This is a genomic window from Bradyrhizobium sp. CCGB01, assembly GCF_024199795.1.
Lineage (GTDB): Bacteria > Pseudomonadota > Alphaproteobacteria > Rhizobiales > Xanthobacteraceae > Bradyrhizobium.
This window is the reverse complement of the sequence record NZ_JANADK010000001.1, coordinates 3,038,320-3,055,054: the sequence shown is the minus strand read 5'-3', so window position 1 is coordinate 3,055,054 and position 16,735 is coordinate 3,038,320. Positions and strand designations below refer to the sequence as shown.

15 protein-coding genes are annotated in these 16,735 nt (G+C 65.1%); 12 read left to right on the top strand and 3 right to left on the bottom strand.

Annotation, left to right across the window (positions count from 1 at the left end):
* From NLM25_RS14010 to NLM25_RS14000, 3 genes are read right to left on the bottom strand one after another with little or no spacing between them, the layout of a single operon-like run.
* On the bottom strand, positions 1-1,551 hold the full coding sequence (locus NLM25_RS14010) for a wax ester/triacylglycerol synthase family O-acyltransferase (protein ID WP_254137313.1): 1,551 nt from the start codon (positions 1,549-1,551) through the stop codon (positions 1-3).
* Positions 1,552-1,597: 46 nt separating this feature from the next.
* Positions 1,598-2,398 carry a triacylglycerol lipase gene (locus NLM25_RS14005; protein ID WP_254137312.1) on the bottom strand — a complete coding sequence of 267 codons (801 nt, stop codon included), beginning with the start codon at positions 2,396-2,398 and terminating at the stop codon, positions 1,598-1,600.
* Positions 2,398-2,655 carry a DUF6489 family protein gene (locus NLM25_RS14000; protein WP_008139320.1) on the bottom strand — a complete coding sequence of 86 codons (258 nt, stop codon included), beginning with the start codon at positions 2,653-2,655 and terminating at the stop codon, positions 2,398-2,400. The genes NLM25_RS14005 and NLM25_RS14000 overlap by 1 nt, the downstream gene beginning before the upstream one ends.
* Positions 2,656-2,950: 295 nt before the next feature.
* Between NLM25_RS14000 and NLM25_RS13995 the strand changes: the two genes are divergently transcribed.
* The 12 genes from NLM25_RS13995 to NLM25_RS13940 all read left to right on the top strand — a co-directional run bounded on the left by NLM25_RS13995 (position 2,951) and on the right by NLM25_RS13940 (position 16,683).
* Positions 2,951-4,546 carry an ABC transporter substrate-binding protein gene (locus tag NLM25_RS13995; protein ID WP_254117392.1) on the top strand — a complete coding sequence of 532 codons (1,596 nt, stop codon included), beginning with the start codon at positions 2,951-2,953 and terminating at the stop codon, positions 4,544-4,546.
* 103 nt (positions 4,547-4,649) lie between these two features.
* The gene (locus NLM25_RS13990; RefSeq protein WP_254117390.1) at positions 4,650-5,630 is read left to right on the top strand and encodes an ABC transporter permease; all 981 of its coding nucleotides are present in this window, start codon (positions 4,650-4,652) and stop codon (positions 5,628-5,630) included.
* 10 nt (positions 5,631-5,640) lie between these two features.
* A complete protein-coding gene (locus tag NLM25_RS13985) occupies positions 5,641-6,612 on the top strand; it encodes an ABC transporter permease (protein ID WP_254137311.1) in 972 nt (323 codons plus the stop codon).
* A gap of 28 nt (positions 6,613-6,640) precedes the next feature.
* The gene (locus NLM25_RS13980) at positions 6,641-7,627 is read left to right on the top strand and encodes an ABC transporter ATP-binding protein (protein ID WP_254137310.1); all 987 of its coding nucleotides are present in this window, start codon (positions 6,641-6,643) and stop codon (positions 7,625-7,627) included.
* Entirely contained in the window at positions 7,624-8,613 is a 990-nt protein-coding gene (locus NLM25_RS13975) for an ABC transporter ATP-binding protein (protein WP_254117387.1), read from the top strand. Before NLM25_RS13980 ends, NLM25_RS13975 begins: the two co-directional genes overlap by 4 nt.
* Positions 8,614-8,694: 81 nt before the next feature.
* Positions 8,695-10,500, top strand: a complete 1,806-nt coding sequence (locus NLM25_RS13970; protein WP_254137309.1) for a gamma-glutamyltransferase family protein — start codon at positions 8,695-8,697, stop codon at positions 10,498-10,500.
* A 9-nt stretch (positions 10,501-10,509) separates the two neighbouring features.
* The gene (locus NLM25_RS13965) at positions 10,510-11,220 is read left to right on the top strand and encodes a DUF1028 domain-containing protein (protein WP_254137308.1); all 711 of its coding nucleotides are present in this window, start codon (positions 10,510-10,512) and stop codon (positions 11,218-11,220) included.
* Entirely contained in the window at positions 11,217-12,206 is a 990-nt protein-coding gene (locus NLM25_RS13960) for an ABC transporter ATP-binding protein (protein ID WP_254137307.1), read from the top strand. The genes NLM25_RS13965 and NLM25_RS13960 overlap by 4 nt, the downstream gene beginning before the upstream one ends.
* The gene (locus NLM25_RS13955; protein WP_254137306.1) at positions 12,206-13,312 is read left to right on the top strand and encodes an ABC transporter ATP-binding protein; all 1,107 of its coding nucleotides are present in this window, start codon (positions 12,206-12,208) and stop codon (positions 13,310-13,312) included. Before NLM25_RS13960 ends, NLM25_RS13955 begins: the two co-directional genes overlap by 1 nt.
* A 21-nt stretch (positions 13,313-13,333) precedes the next feature.
* Positions 13,334-14,842, top strand: coding sequence for an ABC transporter substrate-binding protein (locus NLM25_RS13950; protein ID WP_254137305.1), 1,509 nt, complete (start codon positions 13,334-13,336; stop codon positions 14,840-14,842).
* 10 nt (positions 14,843-14,852) lie between these two features.
* Positions 14,853-15,794, top strand: a complete 942-nt coding sequence (locus tag NLM25_RS13945; protein ID WP_254117379.1) for an ABC transporter permease — start codon at positions 14,853-14,855, stop codon at positions 15,792-15,794.
* 4 nt (positions 15,795-15,798) lie between these two features.
* The gene (locus NLM25_RS13940; RefSeq protein WP_254137304.1) at positions 15,799-16,683 is read left to right on the top strand and encodes an ABC transporter permease; all 885 of its coding nucleotides are present in this window, start codon (positions 15,799-15,801) and stop codon (positions 16,681-16,683) included.
* Positions 16,684-16,735: the final 52 nt, after the last annotated feature.

Below are 16,735 nucleotides of genomic sequence, written 5' to 3'. Positions count from 1 at the left end.
CTACTCTGCGGCGCCCTTGATGTCGGCCGCCGGCGGCGCGTAGGCCGCTTCGAGCGCGGCAAACTCCTCCGGCAGCATGTCGCACATCACCTGCACGTGCGGAATGATGTTGGCGCCGACGATGAAGCCGAAATCGAGCTGGTCGCGATAGCTCTGCACGGTGATGTTGAGCGCCTGCCCGTGCGTCGAGATCGATACCGGGAAGATGTGCAGCAGCTCGGCACCGGCGGCATAGAGCGTCTGCCGCGGCCCCGGCACGTTGGACACCGTGATGTTGGCCGCCGGCGGCAACACATCCGACAGGTTCGAGCGACTGTAGAGCAACGCCAGAACCTGCACCATCATCGGCGCGCCCAGCATCGAGATGTTGGAAATCTGCGGCATCAGGGCCCGCAACGGATGCGACATCTCCTTGGACTTGGTCGACTGCGCGATGATCGCCTCCAGCCGCGCCTTGGGATCGTCGACATTGGTCGCGATCGAGCAGATCATGCCGAACACCTGGTTGTTGGCCTCGGTGTTGCCTTCCTCGCGCAACGAGATCGGCACGGCGGCGGTCAGCGATTTCGCCGGCAGCGTGCCATATTGCTGGAGGTAACGCCGGACCACGCCGGAGGCGAGCGCCAGCACCACGTCGTTGAGCTTGCCGCCGGCCTGCTTGGCGAGCGCCTTCGAACGCGACAGCGAGATCGAGACGCCGGCAAAGCTGCGTTCCGAGGAGATCGTCTTGTTCAGCATGGTCGGCGGCGACACCATGCTGGCGAGGCTTTCCCGGGATTTCGGATCGGAAATCTTGCCGAGCACGTCGGAGACGCTCTTGACCATGGTCGGAATGTTGCCGGCGAAACGCACGGCGCTTTCGATCTGGTACATCGCATTGTCGAACAGGATCGAGCCGATGTCGCTCTTGCCGGTGCGCGGCAGTTGTAGGTTCTTCGCGGCCGCCGAGGCGTCGAGCGGCTGGGTGAAGAGCTGCTGATAGGAATCGACCAGGTTCGCGGCGATGTCGCGCGGCTCCTGTCCGGGCTTGGCTCCCCTCGTCGGCGGATCGACCTTCCGGGGGATCGGCGAGATGTCGTAGATCATGTTGGTCAGGGCTGCGCCCGCGCCGCCGTCGATGGCGGCGTGGTGCATCTTGGAATAGAGCCCGACCTCGTTGTCCTTCATGCCCTCGAAGACGTAGAACTCCCAGAGCGGCCGGGCGCGGTTCAGGAGCTTGGCGTGCATCCAGCCGACGATGCGCTCGAGCGTGGCGCGGTCGCGCGGCTGCGGCAGGCTGGCGCGGAAGATGTGGCGATCGATGTCGAACTGGTCGTCCTCGACCCAGGACGGATGATCGATATCGAGCGGCGCCTTCTCGAGCCGCGCCTTCAGGATCGGCGCGATGTGCAGGCGCGAGACGATCATCGCCTTGAAGTCTTCGAAGAAGTCGCCCTTGTAGTCCTCAGGCAGGCGAAAGATCGCCATGCTGCCGACATGCATCGGCATTTCCGGCGTTTCCAGATAAAGAAATGATGCGTCCAGCGACGACAGTTTCTTACCGTCAGCCATAGTTCCCTCCGCTAATTTTGACGGGCGCCTTTGCCGGCGCTTCTCGTCAGGCCGATACTGCCTGTTCCGGCGGGGCATATGCAATGGCAAACGGCCCTGTCCGGTCAAAAGGCCAGAATTCGCCCTCCGGCTGCGCCAGACGGTCCGCCACGGCCCACAGGGCCGCGGGGTTCACCCCGAGCCCGATATGGCTCGCCAGGTGCACCTCGATATTCTCGGAGCGATCGGAGGGACGGAGCAGACAGGTTCGCCAGTTCACGACACCGTCGGCACGCGAATAGATCGACGTCGCCGGCACCGGCAGGTCGCCGGCGATCGCCTCGCGCGCTTCCGCAAAATCCTCGACACGCTCGCCGGACAACGCTTCGTAGAGCCGCGTGGCATTGGTCGCCCGCACATCGTTGGCAAACGGGCTGCCGAGCGTAACGACGTAGCGGACCATCTCGGGCGCCTGGAGCGCAAGATCGCGGGCATAGACGCCGCCGAGACTCCATCCGACCAGGCTGACCTTGCGTCCGCTCGTGGCGTGAATTTCGGCAAGGCGTGCGCGCAAGGCTTCCCTCATCCGCCCCAGCCCACCGAGATTGCGGCCCATCCGCCAGGCATGCGCCTCATAGCCGAGCTCGCTGAGATAGCGCCGCATCGGCATCATGGAGAGATCGCTGGCGAGAAAGCCCGGCAGAGCCAGCACCGGATGGCCGTCGCCCCTGGGCGCGCGCATCAGGAGCGGCGACAGCATCACGCTGGCATTGAATTCGAACAGGCCGCGAGCCTCGGCAAGCAACAGACCGAGGCTCGGCGGACGAAGCCGGCTTGACGCCTTCGGCCCGTCCGGCCCGGGCGACATTACTTCTTCTTGTCGCCGCTGCGCGGGCTGCCGAGACCGGCCATGGTGACGAACATGTCCTGAAACCGCTCCGCGATCTTCGGATCGAAGGTGAACCAGCTCTGGATCAGCGATTCCGGCGAGACCTTCTCGATGTTGGACATCATCTGCTGCTGCAACTTGTCCATCACGGCGGTCTGCATCGGCATCACGTCGGGCAGGCCGAAGAACTGGCGGGCTTCAAGGGGGGTGCAGTCGATTTCGATGTTAACTTTCATGTCCCCTCCAGATGAGATTTGAGCGGCCTGCCGCAGTATCGCCGCGAGACGGTGTGCAACGCAAGCGACCTGAGGCGGGCGGCCAGGCACCGGCTTCCGCGATCGGCAGATATGGTCAATCAAAATCCGCCCCGCGCCCCCGGATTGTCGGTCAGCATTGCTGCACAGCGGCGCAACTTGGCGCGTTCCTTGCTGGAATGCCGCTTGCACGGGTCGAGAACTCTGGGCAACATGGATTGGATCGCCCGCCGAACAATCAAAAATCACGGCGCGGCAGAGTGGAGAGGGGTCAAGAATGTCAGTCGGTCGTCGTCTGTTTGCGGCAACGTTTGCCAGTGTCCTTGCGTTGACGGTGTCACCGGCATGGAGCCAGACGCTGCGCTATGCCAACCAGGGTGACCTGAAGTCGCTCGATCCCTATACCCTCAACGAGAGCACCACTCACGCCCATCTCGGTCACGTCTATCAAGGCCTCACCGCGCGCGACAAGGACCTCAAGATCATCCCGGCGCTGGCGGAGAGCTGGGAAACTCCGGAGCCGACCCGCTGGCGCTTCCACTTGCGCAAGGGCGTGAAGTTCCACAACGGCGACCCCTTCACCGCCGACGACGTGGTGTTCTCCGCCGATCGCGTCCGCAAGAAGGGGTCCAATATGCAGACCCGCCTTGCGCCCGACGTCAAGGTCGTCAAGGTCGACGACTACACCGTCGATTTCGTCCTGCCCTCGCCCAATCCCATCCTGCATAATGCGTGGGACGTCTGGTACATCATGGACAAGAAATGGGCCGAGGAGAACAACGTCGTCGATCCGACGCCGGTGGCGGCGACCACGCCGAGCTATGCCTCGCTCCACGAGAACGGCACCGGTCCCTTCACCATCGAAAGCCATCAGCCCGGCGTGAAGACGGTGTTCAAGGCCAATCCCAATTACTGGGGCAAGGTCGAAGGTAACCTGAAGGAGATCATCTTCACCCCGATCGCCTCCGATGCCACCCGCGTCGCCGCGCTGCTGTCGGGCGAAGTCGATGTCATCGAGCCGGTGCCGATCCAGGACATCTCCCGCGTCGATTCCAGCCCGAATGCCCAGGTGCTGAAGGGGCCGGAGCTGCGCACCATCTTCATCGGTTTCGATCAGATGCGCGATGAGTTGCTCTACTCCAACATCAAGGGCAAGAACCCGTTCAAGGACGTTCGTGTCCGCGAGGCCTTCTACAAGGCGATTGACATCGAGCTGATCAAGACGCGCGTCATGCGCGGGCTGTCGACGCCGTCGGCGCTGATGATCGCTCCGGAACTTTTCCTGCTGTCCAAGGAATTTAAGCGGCCGAAATTCGACCCTGATGGCGCCAAGAAGCTGCTGACCGAGGCCGGCTACCCCGATGGCTTCGAGGTCACCATGGATTGCCCGAACGATCGTTACGTCAACGACGCCGCGATCTGCCAGGCCGTCGTCGGAATGCTCGCCCGCATCGGCGTCAAGATCAATCTGCTGGCGCAACCGAAGGCGCAATACTTCGCCAAGGTGTTGAAGCAAGGCGGCTACCAGACCTCGTTCTATCTACTGGGCTGGACGCCGAGCACGATGGACTCCCATAACGTGCTCTATGACATCATGGGCTGCCGCGACGATGCAAAATCCTCGCGGGGCGAGGCCAATCTCGGCGGCTACTGCAACAAGGAGTTCGACGCCATCACCGACAAGGTGCTGGTCGAAACCGACACCGGCAAGCGCAACCAGCTGATCAAGCAGGCCTACGAAATCGGCAACAAGGACTGGTCCTACATCCCGCTGCACCAGCAGGCGCTGGCCTGGGGCGTATCGAAAAAGGTCAACCTGCCGCAGCGCGCCGACAATCTGGTCATGTTCCACTGGGCGACCAAGAAGGAATAGCGTCGATTGAACACGAGGTCCCGGCAGCGCAGGCTTCCGGGACCTCTCCTTTTCCGGCTGACAAAGACGTCAACCAAACGCATACCCAAGGATAGTGGAAGGCATGCTCGCTTTCACTCTTCGCCGCGCCGTCCAGGCCATCGGCGTCATGTTCGCCGTCGGCATCATCGCGTTCTCGATGTTCCGCTTCGCCGGCGACCCCGTCAACCAGATCGTCTCGATCGATACGTCCGCGGCCGAACGCGAAGTCGTGCGCAAATCGCTCGGCCTCGATGATCCCGTGCCGCTGCAATTCGTGCGCTATTTCGGCAATGCCGCGCAGTTCAAATTCGGCGTCTCATATCAATTCCGCCAGCCGGTCTCGACGCTCTTGATGGAGCGCATGCCCGCGACACTGGAACTTGCGATCTGCGCGACCGTATTTGCAATGGTGTTCGGCATCCTGATGGGCGTCTATTCGGCGCTCAAGCGCGACACCGTGCTCGCCAAATTATTCCAGGCGGTTTCGCTGATCGGCATCTCGTTGCCGACTTTCCTGATCGGCATTCTCCTGATCTACCTGTTCGCGGTGACATTGGGCTGGTTGCCCTCGTTCGGCCGCGGCGAGGTGGTCAAGCTCGGCTGGTGGACGACGGGGCTGCTGACGCTGTCGGGCCTGAAGGCGCTGATCATGCCCTCAATCACACTCGGCCTGTTCCAGATGACCCTGATCATGCGGCTGGTGCGCGCGGAGATGCTGGAAGTGCTGCGGACCGACTATATTCGCTTCGCTCGCGCCCGCGGCCTGACCACCCGCGCCATCCATTTCGGCCACGCGCTGAAGAACACGCTCATTCCCGTGATCACGGTGGCCGGGCTGCAATTTGGCTCGGTTATTGCATTTTCGATCATCACCGAAACCGTGTTCCAATGGCCGGGCATGGGACTTCTGTTCGTGCAGGCCGTGCAAAACGTCGATATCCCGATCATGGCCGCCTACCTGCTGATGGTCTCCCTGATTTTCGTCACCATCAATCTGGTGGTGGACATCCTCTACACCGTGGTCGATCCGCGCCTGCGCTCGACCATCGGTCGCGCCGCATAAGGCAGCCTCCATGTCCGACGCAGTCGCCTCCAATTCCGACAAGCAGAGCGCGTTGCAGAAGCATGCTGCCCGCAGCTGGCTCAGCCGCGCGTTCGACAGCGACGTCTTCTATTCGTTCCGCCGCTCCAAGCTGACCATGGTGGCGGCGGCCATTACCGTGCTGTTCTTCCTGCTCGCGATCTTTGCATCCGTGCTCGCGGTGCAGAACCCGTTCGATCCGGCGCAGCTGCAATTGATGAACTCGCGGATCTCACCGTTGTGGACCGCTGACGGCCAGAGCCCGTTCCTGCTCGGCACCGACGAGCAGGGCCGCGACGTGTTCTCCGCCATCCTGTATGGCTTGCGCATCTCGCTCGCCGTCGGCGTGGCCGGCGTGATCTTCGCCGGCGCCCTCGGAATCGCGCTCGGCCTGATCGCCGGCTATTTCGGGGGCGCGGTCGACGGCGTGATCATGCGGATCGCCGACGTGCAGCTCACCTTCCCCGCCATCCTGATCGCCCTGCTGGTCAATGGCATCGCGAAATCGATCCTCGGTAACCGGCTGGATGCCAACAGCATGCTGGTGGTTCTCGTGATCTCGATCGGCCTGAGTTTCTGGGTGGGATATGCCCGGACGGTGCGCGGTTCCGTGATGGTCGAGAAGAACAAGGATTACGTGGCCGCAGCGCAGCTGATCGGCCTGCCCGCACCCAAGATCATGATGCGGCACGTGCTGCCGAACACGATGGGACCGATCCTGGTCATCGCCACCATCAACCTCGCGCTCGCCATCATCACCGAGGCGACGCTGTCCTTCCTCGGCGTCGGCCTGCCCGACACGATGCCGTCGCTCGGTACGCTGATCCGCATCGGTAACAATTATCTGTTCGCGGGCGAATGGTGGATCGTCGCCTTCCCCGGCCTCGCGCTCGCCGCACTGATCCTGTCGATCAACCTGCTCGGCGACTGGCTGCGCGACGCGCTCAACCCGAAACTCCGATGAGCAAGACTTCGATGAGTATGCGTCACCCATGACCGAACCCGTCCTCTCCGTGCGCAATCTTCGGGTCGAGTTCGCCTCCCGCCGCGGCACGCTGCGCGCGATCGACGACGTCTCTTTCGACATCGCCAAGGGCGAGGTGCTCGGCGTGGTCGGCGAATCCGGCGCCGGCAAATCCGTCACCGGCCTCGCGGTGATCGGCCTGATCGATCCCCCCGGCCGCATCGCCGGTGGCGAGATTCGTCTCGCAGGAATGCGGATCGACAACCTGCCGCCCGAGGAGATGCGCCGTGTCCGCGGCAAGCGGATCGGCATGATCTTCCAGGATCCCCTCACCTCGCTCAATCCGTTGTACAAGGTCGGCGACCAGATCGTGGAGACGATCCGGACCCACCTCAATCTCTCCGAGACGGCCGCTCGCCGCCGCGCCATCGACCTGCTCGCCGAAGTCGGCATTCCCGCTCCGGAAAAGCGCATCGACGGCTATCCCCACGAATTCTCCGGCGGCATGCGCCAGCGCGTGGTGATTGCACTGGCGATCTGCGCCGAGCCCGAGCTGATCATCGCGGACGAGCCGACCACCGCGCTCGACGTCTCCGTGCAGGCGCAGATCATCTCGCTGATCAAGCGGCTCGGGCGCGACCACGGCACCGCCGTGATGCTGGTGACCCACGACATGGGCGTGATCGCGGAAACCTCCGACCGGGTCGCGGTGATGTATGCCGGCCGCGTCGCCGAGATCGGCCCGGTGCAGGACATCGTCAGGAATCCGCTGCATCCTTACGCCAAGGGCCTGATGGGCGCGATCCCGACGCTTGCCGGGGACGACAAGCGCCTGGTGCAGATCCCCGGCTCCATGCCGCGCCTGTCGGCGATCCCGCGCGGCTGCTCGTTCAATCCGCGCTGCGCCTTCGCGTTCGATCGCTGTCGGGTTGAGCGGCCGGAGCCGCTGCCGCGCGGCGCGCAATCGGTCGCCTGCCACCTCTACGACAACGTGCCGGCGGAGAGCGCGGCATGAGCGCTCCTTTCGTCCAGGCCACAAATCTGCGCCGCGTCTTCGACGTCTCCAAGCCCTGGCTCAACCGCGTGCTCGAGGGCGGTCATCTCGAATATCTCAAGGCCGTGGACGGCGTCACCTTCGACATCAGGAAGGGCGAGACCTTTGCGCTGGTCGGCGAGTCCGGTTCGGGCAAGACCACGGTGGCTCGGATGGTCGTCGGCCTGTTGCCGCCAAGCTCCGGCGACGTGCTGATCGACGGCGTCTCGATGACCGATCCGCGGCAGGCGCCGGCGCGCCGGAAGCTGCGCCGCCGCATCCAGATGATCTTCCAGGACCCCTATGCGAGCCTGAACCCGCGCTTCCGGGTCGATGCCATCATCTCCGAGCCGATCCGCGCTTTCGACCTGATCCAGGGCGAGCGCGACATCCAGGGGCGCGTCGGCGAGCTGCTCAGCCTCGTCGGCCTGCATCCCGACGACCGGCTGAAGTTTCCGCACGAATTCTCCGGCGGCCAGCGCCAGCGCATCGCGATCGCCCGGGCGCTCGCCTCCGATGCCGAGTTCATCGTCTGCGACGAGCCGACCTCGGCGCTCGACGTCTCCGTGCAGGCGCAGATCCTGAACCTGATGCGCGACCTCCAGGACAAGTTCGGCCTGACCTACATGTTCATCAGCCACAACCTCGCCGTGGTCCGCCACATGGCGAGCCGCGTCGGCGTGATGTATCTCGGCCGCATCGTCGAGATCGCGGAGGGCCGCGAACTGTTCGCCCGTCCGCGCATGCCCTACACCAGGATGCTGCTGGGCGCCGTGCCAGATCTCGCGATGTCAGGCCGCCAGCGCATTCCGGTGAAAGGCGAGATTCCGAACCCGATCAACCCGCCCTCCGGCTGCGCCTTCAATCCACGCTGCCCGCTGGCGTTCGATCTCTGTCGCAAGGAGACCCCGGAACTGATTGACGGCGTCGCCTGCCACGCCGTCAACACCGCGCCGGTGCCTGCGTGACGCGCGCGTGCCATGCTGTCAGCGCATTGGCGGCCCGGCATTCCCTGTGATCAATTGCGCGCGCCGCAACTGAGGTAATCCATGGCCAGCAATGTCAATCCCGATCCGTTCACGACGCGCCCCGAGATCGAGGGCACATTCGGCGTCGTCGCCACCACCCATTGGATCGCGACCGCCGTCGGCATGGCCATCCTCGAAAAGGGCGGCAACGCCTTCGACGCCGGCGTCGCCACCGCCTTCACGCTGCAGGTCGTCGAGCCGCACCTGAACGGCCCGGGCGGCGACGTACCCATCATCGTGCATGACGTCAAGCGCGCGCGCACGGAGGTGATCTGCGGCCAGGGCCCGGCGCCGGCGCGCGCCACCATCGCGCATTACAAGAGCGAGGGCCTCGACATGGTGCCCGGCACCGGCCTGCTCGCGGCCTGCGTCCCCGGTACCTTCGAATCCTGGATGATGCTGCTGCGCGACTACGGCACGATGCGCGTGCGCGACGTGCTGGAGCCCGCGATCTCCTATGCGCGCGACGGCTATCCGCTGGTCGAGCGCGCCTGCGCCACGATCCAGACCGTCGAGCAATTGTTCCGCAAGCATTGGCCGACCTCGGCCGCGGTCTATCTGCCCAACGGCGAGGTGCCGAAGCCCGGCACGCTCTTCACCAACAAGACGCTCGCCGCCACCTACACCCGGATCTTGAACGAAGCCGAGAGCGGTGGTGGAGGCCGCGACGCCGAGATCGAGCGCGCGCGAAAGGCGTGGTCACAAGGCTTCGTCGCGGAAGCCATCGACAAGTTCTGCCGCACCCAGGAAGTGATGGACGTCAGCGGCTCGCCGCATCGCGGCGTGCTCTCGGCCGACGACATGGCGCGCTGGCAGCCGACGGTCGAGGCGCCGCTCACCTACGACTACGGCCGCTACACCGTCTGCAAGGCAGGCGTCTGGAGCCAGGGTCCCGTGACGCTGCAACAGCTCGCGCTGCTGAAGGGCTTTGCGCTCGACGGTCTCGATCCGACCGGGCCGGAATTCATCCATCTCCAGATCGAATGCGCAAAGCTCGCCTTCGCGGACCGCGAAAAGTTCTACGGCGATCCAAAATTCAGCGAGATCCCGATCGCAACGCTGCTATCGGACGCCTATAATGACGAGCGCCGCAAGCTCGTCACCGACAAGGCTTCGCTCGATCTCCGGCCCGGCGCGGTCGAGGGCTTCGGCGGCGTGATCAAGCTGCGCCGCGCTGAAGGCCAACGCGAGGCCGTTGGCGCACTCGGCGCCGGTGAACCAACCGTGGGGCGCTTCGGCGAGGTGCGCGGCGACACCGTGCATTTCGACATCATCGACAAAGCTGGCAACATGGTGTCCTCGACGCCGTCGGGAGGCTGGCTGCAATCCTCGCCTATCATTCCCGAGCTGGGTTTCTGCCTCGGCAGCCGCGCACAGATGTTCGATCTGGAGGAGAACCAACCGAGCTCGCTCGCACCGGGCAAGCGGCCGCGTACGACGCTGTCACCCACCATGGCGCTGCGCGACGGCGAGCCGTATCTGGCCTGGGGCTCGCCCGGCGGCGACCAGCAGGACCAATGGATCACGCAATTCTTCCTGCGCCACGTCCATTGCAATCTCAATCTCCAGGAGTCTATCGACGCGCCGGCCTGGCACTCCGAGCATTTCCCGATCTCGTTTTGGCCGCGTACGGCGCGCCCGGGCGTGCTCGTGGTCGAGAACCGCGTTCCGGAGGCGACGATCAAGAACCTGCGCGAGCGCGGACATATCGTGGAGGTCGGCCCCGACTGGTCCGAAGGCCGCCTCACCGCGGCCTCGCGCGTCGGTGTGCGCCGCCGCGCCGCCGCCAACCCGCGCGGCATGCAGGGCTACGCCGCAGGACGCTGAAGGCAGCACATGACCTGGTCGATCATCGCGCGAGATCCTGCCACCGGCCAGTTCGGCATCGCCGTTGCGACCCGCTTCTTCGCCGTCGGCGCGCGGGTGCCCTACGTCGCCGCAGGGCTCGGAGCCATCGCAACGCAGGCCTTCGTCAATCCCTATTACGGGATCGACGGCGTCAAGCTGCTCGGTGAAGGCCTGAATGCACATGACGTTCTCGCCGCCCTGCTCGCGAGCGACGACGGCCGCGAAAGTCGCCAGGTCCACATCATGGACGCGAGCGGCGAGATCGCCGCGCATACCGGGCGCGACTGCATCGACTGGTGCGGACACGTCGCCGGCAGCGGCTTCTCCATTGCCGGCAACATGCTGGCAGGCGCCGACGTGCTCGACGAGACCGCGAAGACCTATATCGCCAATGACAGCCTGCCCTTCCCGCGCCGCCTGCTTGCCGCCATGCGCGCGGGCGAGGCCGCCGGCGGCGACAAGCGCGGCAGGCAATCCGCTGCGCTTTTGATCCACGGCGAGGAGGAATGGCCGGCGCTGGACATTCGCGCCGACGATCATCCCGACCCGCTCGGCGAACTCGAACGGCTCGAGCGCGTCAGCCAGGAGCTCTGGGTGCACTTCCGCGGCTCCATGCCGACCCGGCAGAACCCGGCCGGCAACACCGATCGCAGCGTCATCGACGCCAGCATCGCGGCAGCGCGCGCAAAGCGGTCATGAGCGCGAGCCCTCTCATCGAGATCAAGGATCTGCGCATCCGCTTCCACGGCGACGACGGCCGTATCACCCATGCGGTCGACAGCGTCGATCTCAGCGTCGCCAACGGTGCGACGCTCGGGCTTGTCGGCGAGTCCGGTTGCGGCAAGAGCGTGACGTCGCTGGCAATCATGGGCCTGCTGCCGAAGCAGAGCGCGGAGATCACTGGCGCGATCCGCTTCGACGGCCTGGATCTGCTCAAGACCCCGGACCAGACCTTGCGCGACCTGCGTGGCAACCGGCTGGCGATGATCTTCCAGGAGCCGATGACGTCGCTCAACCCGAGCTTCACGATCGGCGACCAGATCACCGAGGCGATCCTGCGCCACCGCGGCGGCTCACGCCGCAGCGCGCGCGAGCGGGCGATCGAGCTGTTGCGCCGCGTCCATATCCCCTCGCCCGAGCGGCGGATCGACGAATATCCGCACAAGCTCTCCGGCGGCATGCGTCAGCGCGTGATGATCGCGATGGCGCTCGCCTGCGACCCGCGGCTCCTGATCGCGGACGAGCCGACCACGGCGCTCGACGTCACCTTGCAGGCGCAGATTCTCGAACTGATGCGCGAATTGAAGGCGGCGAGCGGCGCGGCCATCATCCTGATCACCCACGATCTCGGCGTCGTCGCCGAAGTCTGCGACGAGGTTGCGGTGATGTATGCCGGCGAGATCGTCGAGCGCGCGCCGGTGGACGAATTGTTTTCGACGCCGCAACATCCCTACACCGTCGGCCTGCTCGGCTCGATCCCGCGGCTCGACCATCGCGCCGAGCAGCTCGCCACGATCGAGGGCATGGTGCCGAACATGATGCAGCCCCCCGCCGGCTGCCGTTTCGCCGCGCGCTGCCCCTTCGTGCTGGACGCCTGCACCGAGGCGCCGCCACCGCTGGTCGAAGTCAGCCCCGGCCACCTGTCGCGCTGCATCCGTGCGCCGCTCGAACGTCTGGTGTCGTGATGGCGCTGCTCGAGGTCGAAGGCCTGGTCAAGCATTTCGTCGCCGAGCGCTCGCTGTTCGGCCGGGCACTGGCGCATGTCAAAGCTGTCGACGGCGTCTCGTTCTCTCTTGAAGCCGGCAAGACGCTGGCCTTGGTTGGCGAATCCGGTTGCGGCAAATCCACCGTCAGCCGCCTCGTCCTGCGGCTGATCGAGCCGGATGCAGGCACGGTGCGTTTCGCCGGCCGCGACCTGCTCTCGCTGGACGCCGAGGCACTCCGCGCCTTCCGCCGCGAGGCGCAGATCATCTTCCAGGACCCTTACGCCTCGCTCAATCCGCGCATGACGGTCGGCCAGATCCTGACGGAGCCACTTGCACTGCACGATCTCGTGCCGGCGGCGCAACGGCGCGAGCGTGTCGCGGAGCTGCTGCGACTGGTCGGACTGGAGCCGCGGCTGGCACGGCGCTATCCGCACGAATTCTCTGGCGGCCAGCGCCAGCGCATCGCGATTGCCCGCGCACTCGCGGTCGAGCCGAAGCTGATCATCTGCGACGAGCCGGTCTCGGCGCTGGACGTCTCGATCCGCTCGCAGATTCTCAACCTCCTGCGCGAGCTCCAGGACCGGCTCGGCCTCGCCTACATTTTCGTTTCGCACGACCTCGCCGTCGTCAAGCACATCGCCGACCACGTGGCCGTGATGAATCTCGGCCAGATCGTCGAGACCGCGGAGGCGGACGCATTGTTCGCCGCGCCGCGGCATCCCTATAGCCGGGCGCTGCTGTCCGCGATCCCACTGCCACAGCCGAAGGCGAAGCGAACCACGGTCCTGCTGCAAGGCGAAATCCCGAGTGCGCTCAATCCGCCGGCCGGCTGCCGCTTCCACACCCGCTGCCCCTTCGTCGTCGACCGCTGCCACACCGAGGCGCCGGAACTGGTGGCCGACAGCGCAGGCCACGCCGCCGCCTGTCACCGCGTGAGCGAGCTGCCGTCTGCCGACGCCATCCTGCCGGCCGCCGGCGGATTTTCGCCCGCGCTTGCAAAATTGGTCGCCGCCTTCAGCCGAAAGACGGAAGGCGCCGGCCCCGCCGGGGTTGGTATACAAGGTGCGGCGCCGACCACGATTTAGCCGAAAAATGAGGACTGTCCGATGAAGATGTATCGCCTGGCCGCAACGGCCGCCGCCCTCCTGCTGTCGGTCGCAACGGCGCAAGCCCAGACCACGCTGCGCATCGGTCTTGCCGAGGACCCCGACATCCTCGATCCGACCATGGCGCGCACCTATGTCGGCCGCATCGTGTTCTCCGCATTCTGCGACAAGCTGTTCGACATCGACGAGAAGCTCAACATCGTGCCTCAGCTCGCGCTATCCAGCGAGACGGAAGACGACGGCAAGGCGCTCGTCATCAAGCTCCGCCCCGGCGTGAAATTCCACGACGGCGAACCGTTCGACGCGGAAGCCGCCAAATTCTCGCTGGAGCGTCACCTGACGTTCCCCGGCTCGTTCCGCAAGCCGGAGCTTGCCTCGGTCGACCATATCGAGGTCATCGATCCCCTCACCGTCCGCCTGGTGCTGAAGTCGCCGTTCTCGCCGCTGCTCGCCCAGCTCACCGACCGCGCCGGCATGATGATGTCGCCGAAGGCGGCAAAGGAATCCAGCGACAAGTTCGGCCTGCGTCCGGTCTGTGCCGGTCCCTACAAGTTCGTCGAGCGCGTGCAGCAGGATCGCATCGTATTCGAGAAATTCGCCGACTACTGGAACAAGGACAACGTCTTCATCGACCGTATCGTGTTCCAGCCAATCGTCGACGCCACCGTGCGGCTGGCAAACCTGAAATCCGGCGGCCTCGATCTGATCGAGCGCGTGCTCGCCACCGACCTGAAGGAGGTGCGTACGGATTCACGGCTGAAGGTCGCGACCGCGATCGAGCTCGGCTATCAGGGCATCACGCTCAACATCGGCAAGGACAAGGCCAAGGGACCGCTCAGCCAGTCCGCCAAGGTGCGGCAGGCACTCGACCTTGCGATCGACCGCGAGGCGATCAACCAGGTCGTATTCAACGGCGAATTCCAGCCCGGCAATCAATGGGTCAATCCCGACCATCCCTACTATCAAAAATCCCTCCCGGTCCGTCCCCGCAACGTGGAGAAGGCCAAGGCTCTGCTGAAGGAGGCCGGCGTGACCCCGCCGGTCAGCGTCGATTTCCTGGTGCCGAAGGGCGCGGAGACCGAGACGCCGGCGCAGGTGATCCAGTCGATGGCGGCGGAAGCCGGGTTCGACATGAAGCTCCGCGTCACCGAATTCGCGACAGGGCTCAAGCAGGCCGAAGCCGGCGATTACCAGGCCTTCATGCTCGCCTGGAGCGGCCGCGTCGATCCCGACGGCAACACCTTCGTCTTCCTGCACAACGGCGCTCCGCAGAATTACGGCGCGTGGAACAATGCGCAGGCCGACAAGGCGCTGGAAGACGCGCGATTGGTGACCGACCCCGTCAAGCGCAAAGCCAGTTATGAGGCCCTGGCCAAGCTGGTCCAGGACGAGGAGCCGCTGCTGTACCTCTACCACCGCCGCATCATCATCGCGCACACGACCAAGCTCGAAGGCTACAGGCAGATGCCTGACGGCCTCGTGCGCGTGATCGGCCTCAAGCTGAAGTGACACACCAGGGATGCTGAACTTCCTCGCCCGCCGCCTGCTGCAGATCGTACCGACGCTGTTCTTCGTCTCGGTGCTGATCTTCTCGCTGCAGCAATTGCTGCCGGGCGATCCGGCCCTGGTGATGGCGGGCGAAGAGCGCGATCCTGCCGTGATCGAGCAGATCCGGCACCAGTACCGGCTCGATCAGCCCGTCCCCGTGCAGTATGCCTACTGGATCAAGGGTGTGCTGTCGGGCGATTTCGGCGAATCGCTGCGCAACAAGATGCCGGTGCGCGAGCTGATTGCACAGAAGCTGCCGGTGACGCTGCAGCTCGGCTCCATGGCGATCATCATCGCGTTCCTGATCGGCATCCCCGCCGGCATCGTCGCGGCCGTGAAGAAAGGCTCGGCCTGGGATTACGGCGCCAATTTCTTCGCGCTATGGGGTATCTCGACGCCGAATTTCTGGCTCGGGATCATGCTGATCTTCCTGTTCTCCATCGAGCTCGGCTGGCTCCCCGCCTCCGGCTATGTGCCGCTCACCGAGAACTGGCGGGCGAGCCTGGCTGCCACCATCATGCCCGCCTTCGTGCTCGGCAACGCGATTTCCGCGATCCTGATGCGGCATACCCGCAGTGCCATGCTCCAGGTGCTGGAGAGCGACTATGTCCGCACCGCGCGCGCCAAGGGACTCTCCGAGCGCTCGGTGATCCTCAAGCACGCCATGCGCAACGCGCTGACGCCCATCATCACGCTCGGCGCACTCGAGCTCGGCACGCTGTTGTCGGGCGCGGTGCTCACCGAACAGATCTTCTCCATTCCCGGATTCGGCAAGCTGATCGTGGACGCCGTGTTCAACCGCGACTACGCCGTGGTGCAGGGCGTGGTGCTGGTGACGGCCACGGTCTACATCACGCTCAACCTCGTTGCCGACATTGCCTATATCCTCGTCAATCCGCGGCTGCGGGGCTAGATCCATGACCGACGCCGCGCTGCCTGGTCCCGTTACGCAAGCCTACGAATTGGATAGTCCGGCACGGCGCGCGCGCCGGCGGCTGTTCAAGCGCAAGGCGGCGGTGTTCGGCCTGGTCGTGATCATGATGTTCATCGCGCTTGCAGTCCTCGCCCCGCTGATCGTGCCCTACGACCCCATTGCGACGAGCTGGAGCCTGGTGCGCAAGCCGCCCACGGCCGCGCACTGGCTCGGCACCGACGAGCTCGGTCGCGACATCCTCAGCCGCGTCGTCTACGGCGCGCGTGCGTCGCTGCTCGCAGGCCTCATCTCGGTTGCGATCGCGCTCGGCATCGGCGTGCCGCTCGGCCTGCTCGCCGGCTATCGCGGCGGTTTCACCGATACCCTGATCAGCCGGATCACCGATGCGATGTTGGCCTGCCCGTTCCTGATCCTGGCGATCGCGCTGGCGGCGTTCCTCGGGCCCAGCCTCGGCAACGCCATGATCGCGATCGGCATCTCGGCAACGCCGATCTTCATTCGACTGACGCGCGGGCAGGTGTTGAGCGTCAAGGCCGAAGACTATGTCGAGGCCGCGCGCGCGCTCGGCAATCCGCCGTGGCGGATCGCGTTCTCGCACATCCTGCCGAACATTTTGCCGGCGTTGCTGGTGCAGGCCACGCTGTCGATCGCCGCCGCCATCATTGCCGAAGCGGCGCTGTCCTTTCTCGGCCTCGGTCAGCAACCACCCGCGCCGTCCTGGGGCAGCATGCTCAACGCGGCGCAACGCTTCCTGACCCAGGCGCCGTGGATGGCGATCTGGCCGGGGCTTGCGATCTTTCTCGTGGTGCTGTCGCTGAACCTGCTCGGCGACGGCCTGCGCGACGCGCTCGATCCGCGCCAACGCTAGACATTCCTCATGGTGAGGAGCGCGTCCTCACGCCCGTCTCCGGACGATGCTT

Bases quoted from the DNA above. Each gene is read 5' to 3' on its own strand.
- NLM25_RS14000 (WP_008139320.1), bottom strand. From the start codon at position 2,655: ATGAAAGTTAACATCGAAATCGACTGCACCCCCCTTGAAGCCCGCCAG.
- NLM25_RS13940 (WP_254137304.1), top strand. From the start codon at position 15,799: ATGACCGACGCCGCGCTGCCTGGTCCCGTTACGCAAGCCTACGAATTG.
- NLM25_RS14005 (WP_254137312.1), bottom strand. From the start codon at position 2,398: ATGTCGCCCGGGCCGGACGGGCCGAAGGCGTCAAGCCGGCTTCGTCCG.
- NLM25_RS13960 (WP_254137307.1), top strand. From the start codon at position 11,217: ATGAGCGCGAGCCCTCTCATCGAGATCAAGGATCTGCGCATCCGCTTC.
- NLM25_RS13945 (WP_254117379.1), top strand. From the start codon at position 14,853: ATGCTGAACTTCCTCGCCCGCCGCCTGCTGCAGATCGTACCGACGCTG.
- NLM25_RS13955 (WP_254137306.1), top strand. From the start codon at position 12,206: ATGGCGCTGCTCGAGGTCGAAGGCCTGGTCAAGCATTTCGTCGCCGAG.
- NLM25_RS13990 (WP_254117390.1), top strand. From the start codon at position 4,650: ATGCTCGCTTTCACTCTTCGCCGCGCCGTCCAGGCCATCGGCGTCATG.
- NLM25_RS13970 (WP_254137309.1), top strand. From the start codon at position 8,695: ATGGCCAGCAATGTCAATCCCGATCCGTTCACGACGCGCCCCGAGATC.
- NLM25_RS13975 (WP_254117387.1), top strand. From the start codon at position 7,624: ATGAGCGCTCCTTTCGTCCAGGCCACAAATCTGCGCCGCGTCTTCGAC.
- NLM25_RS14010 (WP_254137313.1), bottom strand. From the start codon at position 1,551: ATGGCTGACGGTAAGAAACTGTCGTCGCTGGACGCATCATTTCTTTAT.
- NLM25_RS13965 (WP_254137308.1), top strand. From the start codon at position 10,510: ATGACCTGGTCGATCATCGCGCGAGATCCTGCCACCGGCCAGTTCGGC.
- NLM25_RS13980 (WP_254137310.1), top strand. From the start codon at position 6,641: ATGACCGAACCCGTCCTCTCCGTGCGCAATCTTCGGGTCGAGTTCGCC.
- NLM25_RS13950 (WP_254137305.1), top strand. From the start codon at position 13,334: ATGAAGATGTATCGCCTGGCCGCAACGGCCGCCGCCCTCCTGCTGTCG.
- NLM25_RS13985 (WP_254137311.1), top strand. From the start codon at position 5,641: ATGTCCGACGCAGTCGCCTCCAATTCCGACAAGCAGAGCGCGTTGCAG.
- NLM25_RS13995 (WP_254117392.1), top strand. From the start codon at position 2,951: ATGTCAGTCGGTCGTCGTCTGTTTGCGGCAACGTTTGCCAGTGTCCTT.